This is a genomic window from Hyphomonas sp. BRH_c22 (genome assembly GCF_000961795.1).
Taxonomy (GTDB): domain Bacteria; phylum Pseudomonadota; class Alphaproteobacteria; order Caulobacterales; family Hyphomonadaceae; genus Hyphomonas.
Map to the genome: position 1 here is coordinate 15,585 of NZ_LADU01000118.1, position 17,113 is coordinate 32,697.

Here is a 17,113-nt window from a genome sequence, read left to right on the forward strand (position 1 = left end):
CGTGACCTGGCTACAGCAGGTATCCCACCAGGCCTTGAAGTCCTGGCGGAGGTTTAATGCCGGGTTGCCGGACGCAAGACACGAAGATCGCGCCCATTCCGAGAATTGCTGATCGACAACCCGGTGCGGCTGTACGGGCCTTGGCGCGCTGAAGACGGGCGCCTATTCGGCAGCCGGGAGCATCCGGTCACGTTCCTTGCTGTCATCGTCAGCCAGCACATGCACGGTATCGGCAGGTTTCCGGCCGCGCACACGGTCGCTCATCCGCCGCGTCCACCGGCCAACCCGGTGCGGTACCAGAAGCCATACAGGGGTGACTAGCAGGATCATGATGGTCGAGAAGGCGAGGCCGAACACGACGGCCGTGGCCAGCTGCACCCACCATTCCGATGAGGCGCTGCCGAAATTGATGGCGCCATCGGCAAAGCTCACATTCATCTGGTAGACCATCGGCAACAGGCCGCAGATTGTCGTGCCGGTTGTCAGCAGGATTGGACGGATACGCTGGGCCGCCGTGGCAATCGCCGCATATTCGGGCGTTCGTCCATCGCTGCGCAGCCGGTTATAGGTATCGATCAGGACGATATTGTTGTTCACCACGATCCCGGCCAGTGCCACGATGCCCGTTCCGATCATCAGCACGGAAACGTAGGGCAGCAACAGCTGGATGCCGACCAGCACGCCGGCTGTCGAAATGATCACAGCCGTCAGGGTCAGGATCACCTGCCAGAAATTGTTGAACTCCCAGAGCAGGATCACGGCCATCATGAACAGGGCCGCCAGCGCAGCGCCGGCGAAGAAGGCGCCCGCTTCGGCTGAATCCTCGTCCGCGCCTTCAAACCTGACTTCGACGCTGCTGGGGATGTTCTGCGTTGCGATCCATTCTTTCAGGTCCGCCACCAAGGCGGCGCCGGCGCCCTGCTCGATCGCGTTGGCGCGCACGTCGATGACGCGCTTGCCGTCCCGCCGCTCGATCTGGCTGACGCGTGGCGCGGGCACCCGTTCGACAAACAGTGACAAGGGAACATTCCCGGCAGGCGTCGCAATCCGCAAATTGTCGATCGCGGATGCGCTCCGGTCCGTCTGGGGAAAGCGTACGCGAATGTCGACTTCATCCGGTGCATCATCCGGCCGGTAGCGCCCGACCAGGATACCATTGGTCACCAGCTGGACCGCCGCGCCGACCTGCGAAATGTCGACGCCAAACTTGCCGGCTTCCGCGCGATCCACTTCCAGCTGGTATTCGATGCCGGGCAGGGGGCGCGTGTCGTCGATCTCGTGCAGTTCGTTCATGCTTTCGAGCTTGGTGCGCAGCAGGGATGCGGCCGCATTCAGGGCCTGGCTGTCTTCGGATAGAAGCGCAATCTGGATGTCCTTGCCGGACGGCGGGCCATTTTCGCGGGCCTGGATCTGGTACCGGAGGCCCGGAACAGCATCAAGCAGTGCACGGACTTCAGCCAGTGTCTCCCGGCCGTCATGCACGCCGTCATCCGTGGCGAGATCGAGCAGTATCTGGCCAATCGAATCGACCGGCGGCGATGCGCCGCCGAAACTGATGCCGTCTTCACCGCCCTTGCCGGCGCGTGTGGAGATGTCTTCGATACCCTCGACATCCTTGATTACGGTTTCGGCTCGACGCACCAGGGTCGCCTGCTCTGCGGCCGACAGGCTGCCCTGTGCCTGAATGAAGACATAGGCCTGCTCCGGTTCAATATCGAGGAAGAGCTCGGACTTGTGAGGCGTTGCGCTGAACCATACGAAGATGAGCACGACCGATCCGAGCGCGCCTGCCGTTACCAGGAGCGGGCGTGCGATCAGTCCCTTGATGAGTTTCACATAGGCACCCAGCCAGCCCTTCGCCTGCTCGGGGTCGGCATCGGCGGCGAGCGCGGCCAGGTCTTCATTGGTCCCGCTCGGGCGTGCACCGATCACCGATCCGAGGACCGGCAGGAAGATCAGCGCCATTACCAGCGATGCCGTCAGAACGAAGATCAGCGTGATCGGCAGGTAAGCCATGAACTTGCCCGGCATGGAATTCCAGAACAGGAAGGGCACGAAGGCGGCCAGCGTCGTCGCGTTGGAGGCAACGACAGGCCAGAACATGCGTTTGCCGGCGAGGCTGTAGGCTTCCTTCCGGTCGAGCCCTTCGGCCATTTTCCGGTCAGCATATTCGGTCACCACGATCGCGCCATCGACTAGGATACCCACGGCAATCACCATGCCGAACATGACCATCATGTTGATCGTGTAGCCGAACGCGCCTAGCAGCAGGAAGGCCATCACGAATGACGACGGAATGGAAATGCCGACCAGTAGCGCAGAGCGCAGGCCCAGGGCGGCCACACAGATGATCATCACCAGCAAAACAGCTGTGACGATCGAGCTTTGCAGCTGGCCGAGTTGTTCCCCGATCAGCTCAGATGCATCGGATGTAATCTGCGTCCGAACCGTATTTGGCCAGTTCGGCCTGGTTTCGTCGATCGTGTCCCGGACGAAGTTCGCCGTGTCGAGAATGTTGGCGCCCGAGCGTTTCACGATTTCGATCAGCAGGGCCGGTTGCCCGTTGAACGTCGCGTAACCGGTCGCGTCCTTGTAGGTGCGGCGCACTTCGGCGACGTCCGACAGGGTCACTACCGCGTTCTCGGTGCGCCGGATGGGCAGGTCAAGCGCGTCCTTTGCTGTCCGGATCAGGCCGGGCACCTTGACCGCAAAGCTGCCTTCGCCCGTATCGATCTGGCCAGCCGGTACGAGCTGGTTGTTGGACGAAACGACCTGGAAGATTTCCTGATAGGAAATATTGTAGGTTTCCAGCTTCACCGGATCGACGACAATCTCGAGCACGTCCTCGCGGCGGCCGACAATACGAGCTTCAAGGATGCCCGCGTCGCGCTCGAGGCGGTCCTGCAGGTCTTCGGCAATCGCATTGAGGCCGCGCTCCGGCGCGTCGCCATACAGGTTCACCACCATGATCGGGAACTGCGCCGCGTTCACCTCTGTAATGATCGGTTCGCGCGCATCATCGGGGAAATAGCGCTTGGCCATGTCCACCTTGTCTTTCACGTCGAGCACAGCCTGATCGATATCGGTCGTCAGTTCGAACTCGAGCACGAGCTGGCCGGCGCCCTCTGCGCCATAGCCGCGGAATGTCTTGAGGCCTTCCAGCGACTGGATTTCCTGTTCGATCGGTTTGACCAGGAGGCGCTCGGCATCTTCCGGCGTCACGCCCGTGAGCGGCACGGTGATCCCCACAACGGGAATCTGGATGTCCGGGTCGGCTTCCTTGGGCAATCCGATATAGGTCGCGGTGCCAGCGATGATGGCACACACGAGAATGGCGAGCACCATGCGGGCCCGCCCGATGGCGCCGTCAATCAATCCGTTCATTGCACGGCTCCGCTGGCTGGAACGGGATTCACTTTAACCCCTTCGCTCAGATAGTCCTGCCCCATCGAGATGACCCGCACCGTGTCCGGCAATCCGGTCACCCACGCGCCGCCAACGCCCTCGTCAACCACCTCGATGGGCGCAAACCGCACCGTGTCATCCTCTTCGATATACCGCACACCCAGTTCACCTGCATCCGACAGCGTCAGCAGGGCGGGCGAGATCAGCGTGGCCGGAACGCTCATCACAGGCAGGATCAGGGATGCCGATACACCTGCAGGAACGCTGGCTTCGCCCGTTTCGAGTTCGGCCTCGATCAGGAAGGTGCGCGTCTGCTCGCTGGCTGCGCGCGCGATGTAGCGTACCTTGGACGTGTAGGTTTCACCGCTGGCCAGTTTGGCCTTCGCTTCCATCCCGACGCTCAGGCGGCTGGCATAGTCTTCCGACACTTCAGCGGCGACAATGACGGGGGTCATGTCGATCAGCACGCCGCATGCCGCGCCGGGTGCGAGAAAATCACCGGCCTCGGCGAGCCGCGATTCAAATATGCCGTCAAACGGTGCGCGGATCTGGGTCTTGGCGAGTTCCACCTTGGCGGCGTTCAGCGCTGCTTCGGTCGCGTCCAGCGTGGCCTGCGCCGCTGCTTCGCGGTTGGCAGGCGTCAGGCCTTTCGCGGCGAGGGCGCGGGCGGCTTCAAAATCGACTTTGGCGGAATCGCGTTGTGCCTCGGCTTCCTTCACCCGGGCGCTGCGCGCTTCCACATCCAGCCCGCACAACAAGGCCCCCTTGCGTACAAAACTGCCTTCGCGGACAGGCGTGGAAACCACCGTGCCCGTTGTGCCGGCCTTGACCGTGACGGACTTGTCAGGTGCGGTGCGCCCCTTGGCCTCGATCGTCACCGGGTGCAACTGGCTGGACACCGTTTCGACAATGGCGTCGGGAATCTGTGCCGACCGGTCGACGACGACCGCTTCGGTTTGCGAGCTGATACTGCCGCGCATGACGCTGCGAATGCCGAAATAGGCAACAATCAGAATGAGTAGCCCGAGGGCAATGGCGACAGAACGGTTCACAGGCAGGGTCTTTCCGGGAGCTGACACTAGCAAATATAGGTCGTCGCGTCGCCAGAGTAAGCGCCGCTTCATCCTTTAACTACGGCAAGGGCATTGAATTATGACAAAGGTTCTGCGTCGTTTTCGAGGCAGGCCGAAAGTTATGGTTAACAAGTAACCTAAGGGAAAGCTGGCCCGGTCATATCCAGCGGCGCCAGCGGAAGATCGCCAGCATGGCGGTCGTGGCGGCGATCAGCGAGGCGACGAGCACGCCAAATGCCAGCGGGCTGTCCACGCCCGGCATGCCGCCAACATTCACGCCGAACAGTCCCGTCACGAAGCTGATCGGCAGGAAAACAGCCGACAGGATCGACAGCACGAACAGCCGCTGGTTCATCATGTCGGAGCGCTCTTCCATGATCTGTTCCTGCAGGACGACCGACCGTTCCCGGATGGCATCAAGGTCCTCGGCAAGGCGCGTGACGCGATCAACCGCCTCCCTCATGTGGAGCACATCCGTTTCGGAAAAGAAGCCCGCCGCGCTGCCCTCGCGCACCAGCTGCGACAGGGCCTCACGTTGCGGCACGATATAGCGCCGCAGCGCCAGCACCTTACGGCGGAATTCCGCCAGCTCTGCGCGGCCGACCCGCACGTGCGGGTCGAGAATCTCATCCTCGAACCCGTCGGCCTGTTCGTCAAACACCGCGAGCTCAGGTTCCATCCGGTTGGTCAGGGCATTGGCCAGCGCCGCCACCAGGCCGCCTGTCGTACCCGGCGCTTCACCGGATTTTACCATGGCCTCGACATCGCGGGTTGCCTGGATCGGCTTCGCGCGCAGTGTGATCAGCAGCGCATCGCTCGCCCACATGCGCAGGGCCAGCATGTCCTCCAGCGCTTCACCGGCATTGAGGTTCACCCCGCGCAGGTTGATCAGGAAGCCCTGATTGTGCCGGGTGGAGCGTGGCCGCGTGTCTTCCTGCAACAGGGATTGCGCCGCCAGCTTGTCGAGCCCGCTCTTGCGGTAGAGCCATCCCTGTGCCTGGCGTGACAGGCGATTGAGATGCAGCCAGACGCGCGCGTATTTCGCGATGTCGCCCGACAGCACGTCTTCCCATGTCAGGGCTGTTGCCGCGCCATCGGCTGCAAACCCGAAACCGAACAGCAACGGCTCGATGCCAGGGGCGTCATCCGTATCCGGGCTGGTTGCGGGAGCAGGCTCGGTACTCATCTAGCTGGCAACAACGCCCGGCAGCCTGTCGGCCCATGGCCGGGCGGCTTCCAGTTCCAGCGCCAGTTCGAACAGGAGCGCATCGTCGCCCTTCTTGCCAGAGAACATCGAACCGATGGGCAGGCCCGACGGCGACCATGACAGCGGAACGCTCATCGAGGCGGCGCCGGATACGTTCATCGGCGCCGTGAACGCGGCAAAGTTCAGCACGCTTTCCATCACCTTGTCGAAATCGCCGTCCGGGGCCTGTTCGCCGATGGGAACGGCTGGGCTGCCGGTCACCGGCGACAGCATCAGGTCCATCGAGTCGAACCAGGCATTGTATTGCTGCTCGAACGCCAGGAGGTAGCCCACGGTTTCCGGCATCTCGGCCTGGCGCGCCTGCGCGCGTGCGGCCAGTCCCAGTGTCCACGGCTCAACAATGTCGGGGCCGATCGGCTTGCCCGAATAGGCGCTGGCCTGCTGGGCAAAGGCCGCTGCGCCAGCCGCCCAGTACAGCAGGAACCTGTCGGTGAACTCGACCCCGTCGAGAGGTGGTTTGAAGTCGATGACGTCATGGCCAAGGTCACGGCAGAGCTGTGCCACCTCGTCCAGCGCTGCGCGTGTCTCAGGCGCGACCGGTGAGCCGCTTACTGATTCCGGAGCATAGCCGATCCGCAGGCGGCGCGTCAGGGGCGCCAGGTTCCCCAATGGCGCGAATGTCCCGTCATTGACCTGCGCCAGACGGAACAGGTTGATGGAATCCCGCACACTGATCGTGACGGCGTGATTGACGGAAATATCGACAGGCGGCGGCGCGCCGGGTTCGCGGCTCGGCAATTGCCCGCGTGACGGCTTCAGGCCGAACACGCCACATGTGCTCGCGGGGATACGGATCGAGCCGCCACCGTCGCTGGCATGTGCGAACGGCACCACGCGCGCGGCAACCAGCGCGGCGGCGCCGCCCGATGATCCGCCCGGAATGCGGCTCAGGTCCCATGGATTGCGCGTCGCCCCGGTGACCAGCGGTTCGGTCGATGAGGTCAGGCCCATTTCGGGCGATGTGCTCTTGCCGAGGGAGACGACGCCGGCCGCGCGCCATTTTTCCGCGAAGGGCGAGTCAGCGGCCGCGATGTTTCCGCGAAAGGCGCGGCTGCCCCACAGGGTTTGCGTGCCTTTCCAGTCCAGCAGGTCCTTGATGAAGGTCGGCACGCCCGCAAAGGCGCCGGTCATCGGCAACAGCGCCTCGGCGCGGGCCTGTTCGAACGTCTCGGTCGCAATGGCGTTGAGCTGTCCGTTCACCGACTCGGCCCGCGCGATGGCGGCTGCGACCTGTTCCTGCGATGTCGTCTCGCCTGCGGCAATGGCTGCCGCCATGGCGGTCCCGTCCATGCGGCCAGGTGCTGATGGTGTTGGCGTTTCAGCGCCGACAGGCGCGGCCTCCGGGACCGCCGTCTTCTGTCCACATGCGGCCAAGGCAGTTAGTGCGGTGCCGCCCAGCAGGGCGCCGCGTCGGGTAAGTCGGGTCATTCGTTGTGTCCTCCCAAGTCTTTTGCTTGCTGGGCACACCGTGTAACGGTCCGCTGGCAAGCGCAAGAGGACGGCCCGATGACAGCAGACGCCCCGCGCCGCCTCACCGAGGATGGGCCTATTTGATCACGCCGCAGGCCACGCGCGCACCGGCCCCGCCAATCGGCTGGGTCATGTGGTCGTCTTCGCTTTCATGAATCAGGATAGCGGATCCGTCTTCGTCAACCAGCTCCGCCATCTCGGCCAGTGTCGTGTACGCTTCGTACCCGGCAGCGCCGTCAGCGCCTGCCCAGATGTTCGGGATGTCGCCCCCTTCAGGCCCCTTGGGGTTTAGCAGGCCGTGACCGCCCGCGACCATGCCCACATGGCCGCCAGACGCCTTGAACGTGCCGACATCCGAACAATCGCCCACCGCATGCAAGTGCAGGCCATGCCAGCCCGGCACCAGTCCGCCCGGCGCAATTTCAATGCGGATGAGCAGGCCATTCGGTCCGCCCAGCAGGTTCGCCGTGCCGATCTCGGTGCCGTCCATGCCCACGATTGAGGCCGTCGAACGCATCATGGACGGATACACGCCGTCGGCCGGTCCGGGCAGGTCTTCAGCAGCGGGCAGCGGGTCGTGCTGCATTTCCTGCGGCTGGGCCGCTTCCTGGCTGCAAGCTGTGAGGGAAAGGGCGAATAGTCCGATTGCGAGCCGGTCCAGCATGATGAGTCTCCTGTCGATCTTTGGTCTACTATAGGGCAGAACGCGCCGATTGCAGGGGTAGTTTCACGAAATGAAAGACCGGGCTGATAAACTCCTTGTGTCCCTCGGCCATTTTGACAGCCGGGCCAGCGCCCGCGCGGCCATCGAGGCAGGCTGCGTCACAGCCAATGGCGTCGTGGTCGCAAAGCCGTCCCAGATGCTGTCTTCACATGACACGATCCAGGCCGGGCCCGCCCATCCCTATGTCTCGCGCGGCGGACTCAAGCTGGCCCATGCGCTGGACGTGTTCGGCGTTGACGTGAACGGCCGCCACTGCCTCGATATCGGTGCCTCGACCGGCGGCTTCACCGACGTCCTCATCGGGGCAGGCGCGGCGCATGTGACGGCGGTTGATGTCGGCCATGGCCAGTTTCATGTCTCCCTGCAGGGCCACCCGCGCGTCACCTCGCTGGAAGGCAAGGATGCCCGCGCGCTCACCGCCGCCGATCTGCCCGCGCCGCCAAGCTTGCTGGTTTGCGATGCGAGCTTCATTTCGCTGGAGAAATTGCTGGACGTCCCGCTCGGTCTCGCCGCGCCAGAGGCCGATTTCGTCGGCCTGTTCAAACCGCAATTCCAGGTCGGCCGCGCCCATGTCGGCAAGGGCGGTCTGGTGACCGATACCGTGGCCACCGAACAGGCCGCCGCTGCATTTGCGCTATGGATGAAGGAAAAAGGCTGGCCCATCCTTGCCTGGACAGCCAGCCCGATTTCCGGCGGCGACGGCAATGCCGAACGCCTGTTTCACGCAAGGCGCGCTCAGTAGCCGTAAAGCTCTTCGTCCTGCGCCGGGTTGTTCATCACGCGCCAGGTTTCGGTCGGATTGTTGCGGCAGGCGCGCACATGGGTGCCACCCTGATAGACCATCCGGCATTCCTGCTGGTAATAGGCCGGTTCGCCGTAATAGGCCTGATCGTCATAGCCCTGATCGTAATACTCGTCATCCGGGTAGGATGACGCCGGATAGGTCCGTGCCGGCGGCTGGTTGTAGGGATAGCCGCGCGGCTCCATCACTTCTGGGCCGCCATACAGCCCGTCCGTCGTGCGCGGTATGGACCCGCCCTGATAGGTGCCGCCGCGATAGCTGTTTGACGGCTGGTAGGGCGTTGGCCCGGCCGAGCTGCAATTCGCGCTTGAGCTGCCCGCGATCTGGCTGCCTGCGACACCGCCCACCAGCGCGCCCAGAAGGGCACCGACCACGACTTCGTCGCTATTGTCACTGTCACGGCGATAATTATGGCTGTAGCTGCGGCGATGCCCGCGTCCATAGCCGCGATGGCCCCGGTTCCCGCGATAATAGTCGTCGCCGCTGTCGATATTGTTGCCAATGGCCCCGCCGATCAGGCCGCCGACCAGTGCGCCTGCGACGCCGCCGGCAAGCTTGTCGTCGCTGCGCTGGCGCTCGCACGCCGAATTCTGCGGCGCATAGCCGTATCCCGACTGCGCCGCTGCGGCGCCCGGGATGGCAAGTGCAAGAGCAACTGTGGCTCCGGCGAGAAGCGATCGTTTCATCATCGCGAATCTCCTTTTTGGCAGGCACGATGCCGCCAGACTGAAGCGGAACATGACAAGGCGAACCTGAACCAGAGCTGAAGGCTGGACGGCCTTCCTGCCGCGCCCCATATTGACGCCATGGGACTGTTGAGCATCGCCTCGAAAACGGCTGCGCGTGCACGTTATGCGGCGCAGCAGGGCCTGCGCTCGGCCTGGTATGGCGCGCAGATGACAGCGGCCCGGCGCAGTGCGGGCGGCTTCAACCGGCCTGATGAGCCGAAATTCGAGCCCTCGCGCGGTGCGCCCGACATGGCCGCGCTGCGCAAGGCCTATTTCGATCTGTTCATCCAGGACCGGCTGAATGTCGAGGCGGGGCTCTATCCGGCGCCGAACGACCTGCGCCTGCGCGACCTGCCCAATGCCCTGAAATCCGCCCGCGCCTTCCGCGAGGATGTCGCCGAAGTGGACCGGCGCCGCAAGGCCCGCGATGGCGCCGAGATTCGCGCTTCCCTGCCTGAACAGTCCAATCGCTACCCGGATTACTACACCCAGAATTTCCACTACCAGTCCGGCGGCTGGTTCACCGACGAAAGCGCTGAGCTCTACGACACGCAGGTCGAGGCGCTGTTCACCGGCACGGCCGACGCCATGCGCCGCGCCGCGCTGGCTGAAATATCGAGGGAACTGAAGGGCAGGGACCAGCGCCGCGTCCGCCTGCTTGACCTTGCCTGCGGCAATGGCCGGTTCCTGTCCCGCGTCATGAATGTGTATCCGCGCCTGCAGGCGAGCGGGCTCGATCTTTCGCCGAGCTATACCGAAGCGGCCCGCAAGCGGCTGGCGCGCTGGCCGCAGGTCCACATCCTGCACGAAGCGGCCGAAGCCATGCCGTTGCCGGATGCCAGCCAGGACGTGGTGGTCTCGATCTTCCTGTTCCATGAATTGCCGCCCGAAGTGCGCGGGGCCGTGCTGGCCGAGGTCGCGCGCGTCCTGAAACCGGGGGGCCTGTTCATTCTCGCCGACAGCACGCAGTTCGGTGACTATCCGGTAATGGACGGCCTGCTGGAATACTTCCCGCACGGTTTCCACGAGCCCTATTACGAAGGCTACCTGTCCTGGGATATGGCCGCAGCCTGCACCGGCGCGGGCCTGACAGCGGAACGCGAAACGCTGGCCTTCCTCACCAAGGTCACCACCTGGCGCAAGGCCTGAAGATCAGAAGCTCGGCAGGCGGCCCGTACCGAGGAAGGGCATCGCAAAGGCCAGCAGGATCGAGATGATGAGGCCGAGAAAGGCCCGTCCCGCATCACTCAGCACGTCCCGGACCGCTTCGCGCTTGTTACGCAGGTGGGCGACATAGGCAATCGCCAGTTCACGTCCGGCCAGCAGGCCCAGGAAGACCCAGGTCGTGCTCATCGGCACATTGCTGATTTCCTTGAAGACGAACAGGATGACGCCATAGAAAACGTCCACGATCGTGGCGGCGCGTACATCCACCGTGTTCACTTTCGACTGTACGATTTTCTGGATCTCGCCGCCCCTGGTCGCAAAGATATAGGCTTGGATCAGGACAAGCAGGATCGTGCCGCCGACCACATAGGCCGGGTCGAAACTCACATGCGTCTCGCCAGCGATCACAGACACATCGCGGGGAAGGTAGATGAAGATGTTGGCCAGATCCTGCATCAGCCATTGCGACCAGAGGAAAGTGGTCGACATCCACTGGAACGTCACCCAGTAGGGCCAGGGCAGATCTTCCTTCGTATCGAACACCCAGCGTTCGAAGGTGCGGGAAATGACAATCCAGATGATCACGCCCACCACGAAGGCGACGACATAGCCCAGCGCTGACTTGACCAGCATGCTCTGCAGCACGCCCTCTGTTGCCGAGCCGCCCGACAGGGCAAACAGTGTCAGCACGAGGAAGGTCGTGGAGACCGGAATGCCATAGCGCGTCATCACCAGCAGCACGAGGGGCGGCAGGGCGTGCCACCACTGAATGCCGGGTACGAAGGTGCCGCTGCGGTCGCCCTCGCCGGGCAGGACGGACAGCTTGTCGAGGCGGTCATAGGCGACATCGCCCGCGCCGCTGATATATCCGTAGGCCACAACAGCGACCAGTATCGTGCTGGCGAAAATCCACAGCACCCACCAGGGCCGTTTCGCATTCGATGACAGGAATGTGCCGAGTGTCTGGATGGAATCGTTGGCCACAACCGCATAGGCGGCCACGGCAAAGCCGATGATCCCGAAGATTTCAATCCCGCCCATTGCCTGCACCCGCCATCTACTGAACCCGCGTGTCAGTTAGCAGCTTGGGCAGGCGATTCCGATTGGGAGGAATATGAATAAAATGTGACGATCACGGATCGTTCCGTGGCGTGCCGTCAGCGCCCCGTCTGGCCCCGGTGGCGCAGCTTCGCGTCAGCCAGGACACAGGCCATCATCGCCTCGGCCACCGGCACGGCGCGAATGCCGACGCAAGGGTCGTGGCGTCCGACGGTGCGCACGTCCACATCCTCGCCGCCGCGGGTCACGGATTTCACTTCGTTCAGGATCGAGGAGGTCGGCTTGACCGCAAGGCGCACGACGACATCCTGTCCCGTGGAAATGCCGCCGGCGACGCCGCCATTATGGTTGGACAGGAACCGTACGCCGTCATTGCCCGCGCGCATCTCGTCGGCATTTTCCTCGCCGCTGAAGGCTGCTGCGGCAAAGCCGGCACCGATCTCCACGCCCTTGACGGCATTGATGCTCATCATGGCGCCGGCGAGTTCGGCGTCCAGCTTGCCATAGACCGGCGCGCCCCATCCGGCAGGAACGCCGCTGGCATGCACTTCGACGATGGCCCCCGCCGAACTTCCGGCCTTGCGGGTCGTGTCGAGGAAGCTTTCCCATTGTGCCGCCATGTCCCTGTCAGGACACCAGAACGGATTTTCGGCTGTCTGCGCCCAGTCCCATTTCGACCGGTCGACCGCGTGGGGCCCGATCTGGACCACGGCGCCGCGCAGGGTCACGCCGCCCCCCAGCACACACCTTGCCACCGCCCCTGCGGCCACCCTCGCCGCCGTCTCCCGCGCACTTGACCGCCCGCCGCCGCGATAGTCCCGCACGCCGTATTTCGCGTCATAGGAGAAATCGGCATGGCCGGGCCGGTAGCGGTCGCGGTTTTCGCTGTAATCCTTGGACCGCTGGTCGGTATTCTCGATCATCAGCGAAATCGGTGTTCCGGTGGTCACCGGGCCGCCGGTCCGGTCATCCTCGAACACGCCGGAGAGGATTTTCACGGCGTCCGGTTCCTGGCGCTGGGTGACGAAGCGCGATGTGCCGGGGCGGCGCTTGTCCAGGAAGCCCTGAATCCATTTAGGTGTCAGCGCCAGTCCGGGCGGGCAGCCGTCTATGACGCAGCCGAGCGCGGGCCCATGGCTTTCGCCCCAGGTCGTGACGCGGAACAGGTGACCGAATGTGTTGTGTGACATGTTGTGCCGCAGCCCTCGTTTAAGTTCGCTGCCTCCTATATGAAAACAGGACGCCTAACAAATCCGCAAAGAGGGCCAGCTACCGTGTCTCCCGTCATTCCCCCGTCACCAAGTGCTGCAGACTATGCCACGAGCGGCGATCGCCCGCTTATCCCTGTCACCGACGACCCGATCGCCTTCTTCCGCGACTGGATGGCCGAGGCGAGGGCGGCGGAGCTCAATGATTCCAATGCCATGGCCCTTGCGACCGTGGATTCAGGCGGCATGCCGGATGTCCGCATCGTGCTGCTGAAGGAGATTTCCGCTGAGGGATTCTCCTTCTTCACCAACCTGCAGAGCCAGAAGGGCCAGCAGCTGGCTGCCAATCCGCGCGCGGCGCTCTGCCTGCACTGGAAAAGCCTGCGCCGTCAGGTCCGCATCCGGGGCGACATCACTCGCGTATCCGAGGCCGAGGCGGACACGTATTTTGCTTCCCGCGCCGCCCAGAGCCGGATCAGCGCCATCGCGTCCGACCAGTCGCGGCCCCTGCCGGACCGCGCGGTGTTCGAGCAGCGCATCGCCGAAGTCTCCGAAGTCTACGGCGACGGGCCGGACATTCCCCGGCCTGAATTCTGGGGCGGATTCCGCCTGGCGCCGACAGAAATCGAGTTCTGGCAGGACCAGGCGTTCCGCATGCATGACCGGTTGCGCTACACGCGCGACGGTGATGGCTGGACGACCACGCGGCTCTATCCCTGATCCCGTCAGACAATGCCGTTCGCGACGGAGAGCAGCCGCATGTGCGGGTGGCCGTCGCTGGTCTTCGACCATGAACTGCCGTCGGCCGAGATCGTGGCGGTGACGCGCTGGCGATAGGCGGAGAAGCTCTCGAATTCGACCACATCGACGGGCTCGTCGAAGTGAAGTGTCACCTCGAAAGCCGAGCCGCCGCCGATATCGCGCACGGCGAGAACGACGCCTTCGAAGGACTTCTTCAGGTAGAGCCCGCTGACGCGATCCCCCACCTGAACCGGCACTTCGGGCAGGTTCGACAGGCGCGCCGAGGCGGTGTTCCAGTCGCGATAGCCGAGTTCCTGCGCGACGCGTTCAAGCGCGGCAGAATGCGAGATGGCGTGTCCGGCCAGTGCTTCCACGGCGCGGATTTCACGCGCACGGGCCTTCGCCTGCTCGCGCGTATTGATGGGGGAAGACATGGGTTTCAGATCCTTTACCGTCGTCCAGAAGCGGTCACGTCAATGCGGGGGCTCGCCTTGCCGCAGGACCGCTGGAAGAGGGTCAGCATCCTGATGGGGACAGGCGCCTTGCGGGGCCTGTGAGATCTTCACCTTCGGGATTTTGTCCCGGCGAGCGGCTGGTGTCTCAAACCTGGGCCGCAAATACGCCGGGTTTCCGTGTCCGTCAACGCCCGCATGTCTCGCGGGCCAGGTCGTCGGATGTGAGGGCGGCGGCGACGCGGTAGGGTACATCCGTGGCGAGGAGGACGAGGCCATTATCGACAAGGTCCTGATACTCGCTGCCATTGCCGTCAGCCCAATACTGGTCGTCGAGGCGTTCGCCCTTGCGGCCGAGCGTGCCGAAGGCAGGTTCGACGCCTTCCTGGATATCGCGGGCCCAGGCGGCGAAGTCAGGTGAGCCGGTGCCGGTCCAGGCAACGAGGCGTGTGCGGTCCACGCCGAGGGCTTCGAGCCTTCCAATGTCGCGCGAGCCCCAGGCCGAGGCGGTCAGCATGAAGCCGGGATCGATGGCGGCGATCTGTCCGGCCTCTTGATCGGTATAGGAAATGAAGATCACGCTGTCCTCTGCCCCTGCCGCGCGGACGGCGGAGGCGATGTTGCGGAAGCTGGTCGTCGGCTTGCGGTCGAGTTCGAGGATGGCGCCGGACTGCTTGGCCCAGAGGAGCACGTCGGTGAGCTTGGGCGGGGCGAATCCGGTGCGCTGTCCGGCATCATCGACCATCCTGAGGCCCGAGAGCGTCGCCCAGTCGGTGTCGGCGACATAGCCGTCGCCGGTCGTCGTGCGGTTCAGCCGGTTGTCGTGCATCAGCGTCAATACGCCATCGCGGCTCTCGGCAACGTCGATTTCGAACACGCGGATGCCTTGCGAGAAGCCATATTGCAGGGTCTCTAGCGTATTTTCCGGATAGCCCGGTGCAGGGCCTCCCCGGTGGGCGGCGATCAGCACGCCCTTGTTCTGGCGGACACAGTCGAAATAGTCCGGCAGGGGCAATTCCGGCGCGGAAATCCCCGCTGGAGTGATGTCGGCCGCGCCATGATTCGCCTCGCGGGACAGGTCACCGCAGGCCGTCAGCGTCGCCAGTGCCGCTACCGAAACCACAATTCTGAACATGCCGCGCTCCTAGTTCCTTGCGCTGCAGCAATAGCGCGAATAAACCCAACGACAACGAAGAAAACACGGCCCAACGGGCGTATGGAGGAGGAATACCGATGCAAGGCATCATGCAGGACTGGCCACTGACGGTGAACAAGATCCTTGAACACGCGAATGTGCAGCATGGCACACGCGAGATCATCACCCGCCGCGTGGAAGGCCATATCGTCCGCACGACCTATGCCGACCTCTTCAATGCGTCGAAACAGGTGTCCAATGCGCTCAAGGATATCAATGTGGGTCTCGGCGACCGGGTTGCGACACTGGGTTGGAATTCCGAGCGCCACATGGCGGCCTGGTATGGCACGATGGGCATTGGCGCCGTGCTGCACACGATCAACCCGCGCCTGCACCCCGAACAGATCGCGTGGATCGCCAATCATGCCGAAGACAAGGTGCTGATCTTCGACAAGACCTTCTTGCCGATTGTCGAGGCCATCAAGGACCATCTCCTGACGGTCAAGACCTTCGTCATCTTTGCCGGCGCGGACACGATGCCGGAAAATACGCTGGGCGCGATTCCGTTCGATATCTGGATTGATGGCCGCTCGACCGAATGCCGCTGGGGCGATTTCCCGGAAACCACGGCCTGCGGCCTCTGCTATACGTCCGGCACCACGGGCAACCCGAAAGGCGTGCTCTATTCGCACCGCTCCAATGTGCTCCACACGCTGGTCACGATGTCGAAGGATGCGATGGGCATGGGGTCGGCAGATGTGGTGCTGCCGGTCGTGCCGATGTTCCATGCCAATGCCTGGGGCCTGGCGCTCAGCTGCCCGGCGACGGGAGCCAACATGGTCATGCCCGGCGCGCAGATGGACGGCGCCTCGATCTACGAGTTGCTGGATTCCGAGAAGGTCTCGATCACGGCGGCCGTCCCGACCGTCTGGCTGATGCTGCTGACCTATCTGCAGGAGAACAATCTGAAACTGCCGCACCTCAACAAGGTGCTGATCGGCGGATCGGCCATCCCGGAGAAAATCCTCCGCGCCTTCGAGCAGGATTATGAAGTGGATGTCGTTCACGCCTGGGGCATGACCGAAACCTCGCCGCTCGGCACGCTGGGCACGCTGCCGCCGCACCTGATCGACGCGGATGTCGACACGCGCATGAACCAGAAGATGAAGCAGGGGCGCCCGCCTTTCGGCGTCGAGCTGCGCATTGTCGATGACAATGGCAAGGAGCTGCCGCGCGACGGCCAGACGTCCGGCCGCCTGATGGTGCGCGGCGCGGCCATTGCGGCGGGCTATTTCAAGGGCGATGGCGGCAATGTGCTCGACGACGAAGGCTTCTTCGATACCGGCGACGTTGCCACCATCGACGAATACGGCACGATGACCATAACCGACCGTGCCAAGGATGTGATCAAGTCCGGCGGTGAATGGATTTCATCCATCGACATCGAGAATATCGCTGTCGGCCATCCCAAAGTGGCCAATGCGGCGGCCATCGGCGTCTACCATCCCAAATGGGACGAGCGTCCGTTGCTGATCATCCAGGCGGCCTCGGGCGAGACTCCGTCCAAGGAGGAAATCCTCCAGTCGCTCGAAGGCAAGATCGCCAAATGGTGGACGCCGGATGACGTGGCTTTCGTCGACGAGATCCCGCTCGGTGCAACCGGCAAGATCAACAAGCTGGCCCTGCGCGAGACGTTCAAGGACTACAAGCTGCCAACGGCCTGATGCTGACGGCAGCCAATGCGGCGCCCGTGAAGGCGCTTGAGGGTGAAACTGAAATTTGAAGGCTGCGCTGCCGGGTCAGGAATCCGGCAGCGGCAGGGCCTGCGTGCGCGATGCGGCATGGCGCGGCGTGGCCGATGGCAGGATGCGGGCCGGGCGGG

The 17,113-nt window shown here is 63.7% G+C and carries 14 protein-coding genes; 4 read left to right on the forward strand and 10 right to left on the reverse strand.

The window, feature by feature from the left end; genetic code table 11:
- Positions 1-162: 162 nt before the first annotated feature.
- From VR74_RS16750 to VR74_RS16770, 5 genes are all read right to left on the reverse strand, one after another.
- Positions 163-3,384, reverse strand: a complete 3,222-nt coding sequence (locus VR74_RS16750) for an efflux RND transporter permease subunit (protein ID WP_045698690.1) — start codon at positions 3,382-3,384, stop codon at positions 163-165.
- Positions 3,381-4,457 carry an efflux RND transporter periplasmic adaptor subunit gene (locus VR74_RS16755; RefSeq protein ID WP_045698692.1) on the reverse strand — a complete coding sequence of 359 codons (1,077 nt, stop codon included), beginning with the start codon at positions 4,455-4,457 and terminating at the stop codon, positions 3,381-3,383. The genes VR74_RS16750 and VR74_RS16755 overlap by 4 nt, the downstream gene beginning before the upstream one ends.
- Positions 4,458-4,635: 178 nt before the next feature.
- Positions 4,636-5,664: a zinc transporter ZntB gene (locus VR74_RS16760; RefSeq protein WP_299950961.1), complete on the reverse strand. Its 1,029-nt coding sequence runs from the start codon at positions 5,662-5,664 to the stop codon at positions 4,636-4,638.
- The gene (locus VR74_RS16765; RefSeq protein WP_045698694.1) at positions 5,665-7,173 is read right to left on the reverse strand and encodes an amidase; all 1,509 of its coding nucleotides are present in this window, start codon (positions 7,171-7,173) and stop codon (positions 5,665-5,667) included.
- A gap of 118 nt (positions 7,174-7,291) precedes the next feature.
- Positions 7,292-7,879 carry a superoxide dismutase family protein gene (locus VR74_RS16770; RefSeq protein ID WP_299950964.1) on the reverse strand — a complete coding sequence of 196 codons (588 nt, stop codon included), beginning with the start codon at positions 7,877-7,879 and terminating at the stop codon, positions 7,292-7,294.
- A gap of 70 nt (positions 7,880-7,949) precedes the next feature.
- Here VR74_RS16770 and VR74_RS16775 point away from each other — a divergent pair, with 70 nt between their 5' ends.
- Positions 7,950-8,681: a TlyA family RNA methyltransferase gene (locus tag VR74_RS16775; protein ID WP_045698696.1), complete on the forward strand. Its 732-nt coding sequence runs from the start codon at positions 7,950-7,952 to the stop codon at positions 8,679-8,681.
- Here the strand turns inward: VR74_RS16775 and VR74_RS21250 are convergent.
- Positions 8,675-9,430, reverse strand: a complete 756-nt coding sequence (locus VR74_RS21250; RefSeq protein WP_299950967.1) for a hypothetical protein — start codon at positions 9,428-9,430, stop codon at positions 8,675-8,677. The genes VR74_RS16775 and VR74_RS21250 overlap by 7 nt on opposite strands.
- Before the next feature lie 117 nt (positions 9,431-9,547).
- Here VR74_RS21250 and VR74_RS16785 point away from each other — a divergent pair, with 117 nt between their 5' ends.
- Positions 9,548-10,618, forward strand: a complete 1,071-nt coding sequence (locus VR74_RS16785; RefSeq protein ID WP_045698697.1) for a class I SAM-dependent methyltransferase — start codon at positions 9,548-9,550, stop codon at positions 10,616-10,618.
- Between the two features lie 3 nt (positions 10,619-10,621).
- On the opposite strand, the gene VR74_RS16790 is transcribed toward VR74_RS16785, so the two are convergent.
- Positions 10,622-11,677: a hypothetical protein gene (locus VR74_RS16790; protein WP_045698699.1), complete on the reverse strand. Its 1,056-nt coding sequence runs from the start codon at positions 11,675-11,677 to the stop codon at positions 10,622-10,624.
- Positions 11,678-11,793: 116 nt separating this feature from the next.
- Complete coding sequence (gene aroC / locus VR74_RS16795) at positions 11,794-12,885, reverse strand: chorismate synthase (protein ID WP_045698701.1); 1,092 nt, start codon at positions 12,883-12,885, stop codon at positions 11,794-11,796.
- Between the two features lie 39 nt (positions 12,886-12,924).
- On the opposite strand from aroC, the gene pdxH reads away from it, so the two are divergent.
- The gene (pdxH, locus tag VR74_RS16800; protein ID WP_045698719.1) at positions 12,925-13,623 is read left to right on the forward strand and encodes a pyridoxamine 5'-phosphate oxidase; all 699 of its coding nucleotides are present in this window, start codon (positions 12,925-12,927) and stop codon (positions 13,621-13,623) included.
- Between the two features lie 5 nt (positions 13,624-13,628).
- On the opposite strand, the gene VR74_RS16805 is transcribed toward pdxH, so the two are convergent.
- Both VR74_RS16805 and VR74_RS16810 read right to left on the reverse strand, forming a co-directional pair.
- Positions 13,629-14,078 carry a glyoxalase superfamily protein gene (locus VR74_RS16805; RefSeq protein WP_045698703.1) on the reverse strand — a complete coding sequence of 150 codons (450 nt, stop codon included), beginning with the start codon at positions 14,076-14,078 and terminating at the stop codon, positions 13,629-13,631.
- Between the two features lie 205 nt (positions 14,079-14,283).
- A complete protein-coding gene (locus VR74_RS16810) occupies positions 14,284-15,231 on the reverse strand; it encodes a glycerophosphodiester phosphodiesterase family protein (protein WP_299950974.1) in 948 nt (315 codons plus the stop codon).
- A gap of 98 nt (positions 15,232-15,329) precedes the next feature.
- On the opposite strand from VR74_RS16810, the gene VR74_RS16815 reads away from it, so the two are divergent.
- Positions 15,330-16,955, forward strand: a complete 1,626-nt coding sequence (locus VR74_RS16815; protein WP_045698705.1) for a long-chain-fatty-acid--CoA ligase — start codon at positions 15,330-15,332, stop codon at positions 16,953-16,955.
- The last annotated feature ends 158 nt before the right edge of the window (positions 16,956-17,113 follow it).

Bases quoted from the DNA above. Each gene is read 5' to 3' on its own strand.
- VR74_RS16760 (WP_299950961.1), bottom strand. From the start codon at position 5,664: ATGAGTACCGAGCCTGCTCCCGCAACCAGCCCGGATACGGATGACGCC.
- VR74_RS16805 (WP_045698703.1), bottom strand. From the start codon at position 14,078: ATGTCTTCCCCCATCAATACGCGCGAGCAGGCGAAGGCCCGTGCGCGT.
- VR74_RS16815 (WP_045698705.1), top strand. From the start codon at position 15,330: ATGCAAGGCATCATGCAGGACTGGCCACTGACGGTGAACAAGATCCTT.
- VR74_RS16765 (WP_045698694.1), bottom strand. From the start codon at position 7,173: ATGACCCGACTTACCCGACGCGGCGCCCTGCTGGGCGGCACCGCACTA.
- VR74_RS16785 (WP_045698697.1), top strand. From the start codon at position 9,548: ATGGGACTGTTGAGCATCGCCTCGAAAACGGCTGCGCGTGCACGTTAT.
- VR74_RS16775 (WP_045698696.1), top strand. From the start codon at position 7,950: ATGAAAGACCGGGCTGATAAACTCCTTGTGTCCCTCGGCCATTTTGAC.
- VR74_RS16810 (WP_299950974.1), bottom strand. From the start codon at position 15,231: ATGTTCAGAATTGTGGTTTCGGTAGCGGCACTGGCGACGCTGACGGCC.
- VR74_RS21250 (WP_299950967.1), bottom strand. From the start codon at position 9,430: ATGATGAAACGATCGCTTCTCGCCGGAGCCACAGTTGCTCTTGCACTT.
- VR74_RS16770 (WP_299950964.1), bottom strand. From the start codon at position 7,879: ATGCTGGACCGGCTCGCAATCGGACTATTCGCCCTTTCCCTCACAGCT.
- VR74_RS16790 (WP_045698699.1), bottom strand. From the start codon at position 11,677: ATGGGCGGGATTGAAATCTTCGGGATCATCGGCTTTGCCGTGGCCGCC.
- VR74_RS16750 (WP_045698690.1), bottom strand. From the start codon at position 3,384: ATGAACGGATTGATTGACGGCGCCATCGGGCGGGCCCGCATGGTGCTC.
- aroC (WP_045698701.1), bottom strand. From the start codon at position 12,885: ATGTCACACAACACATTCGGTCACCTGTTCCGCGTCACGACCTGGGGC.
- pdxH (WP_045698719.1), top strand. From the start codon at position 12,925: ATGAAAACAGGACGCCTAACAAATCCGCAAAGAGGGCCAGCTACCGTG.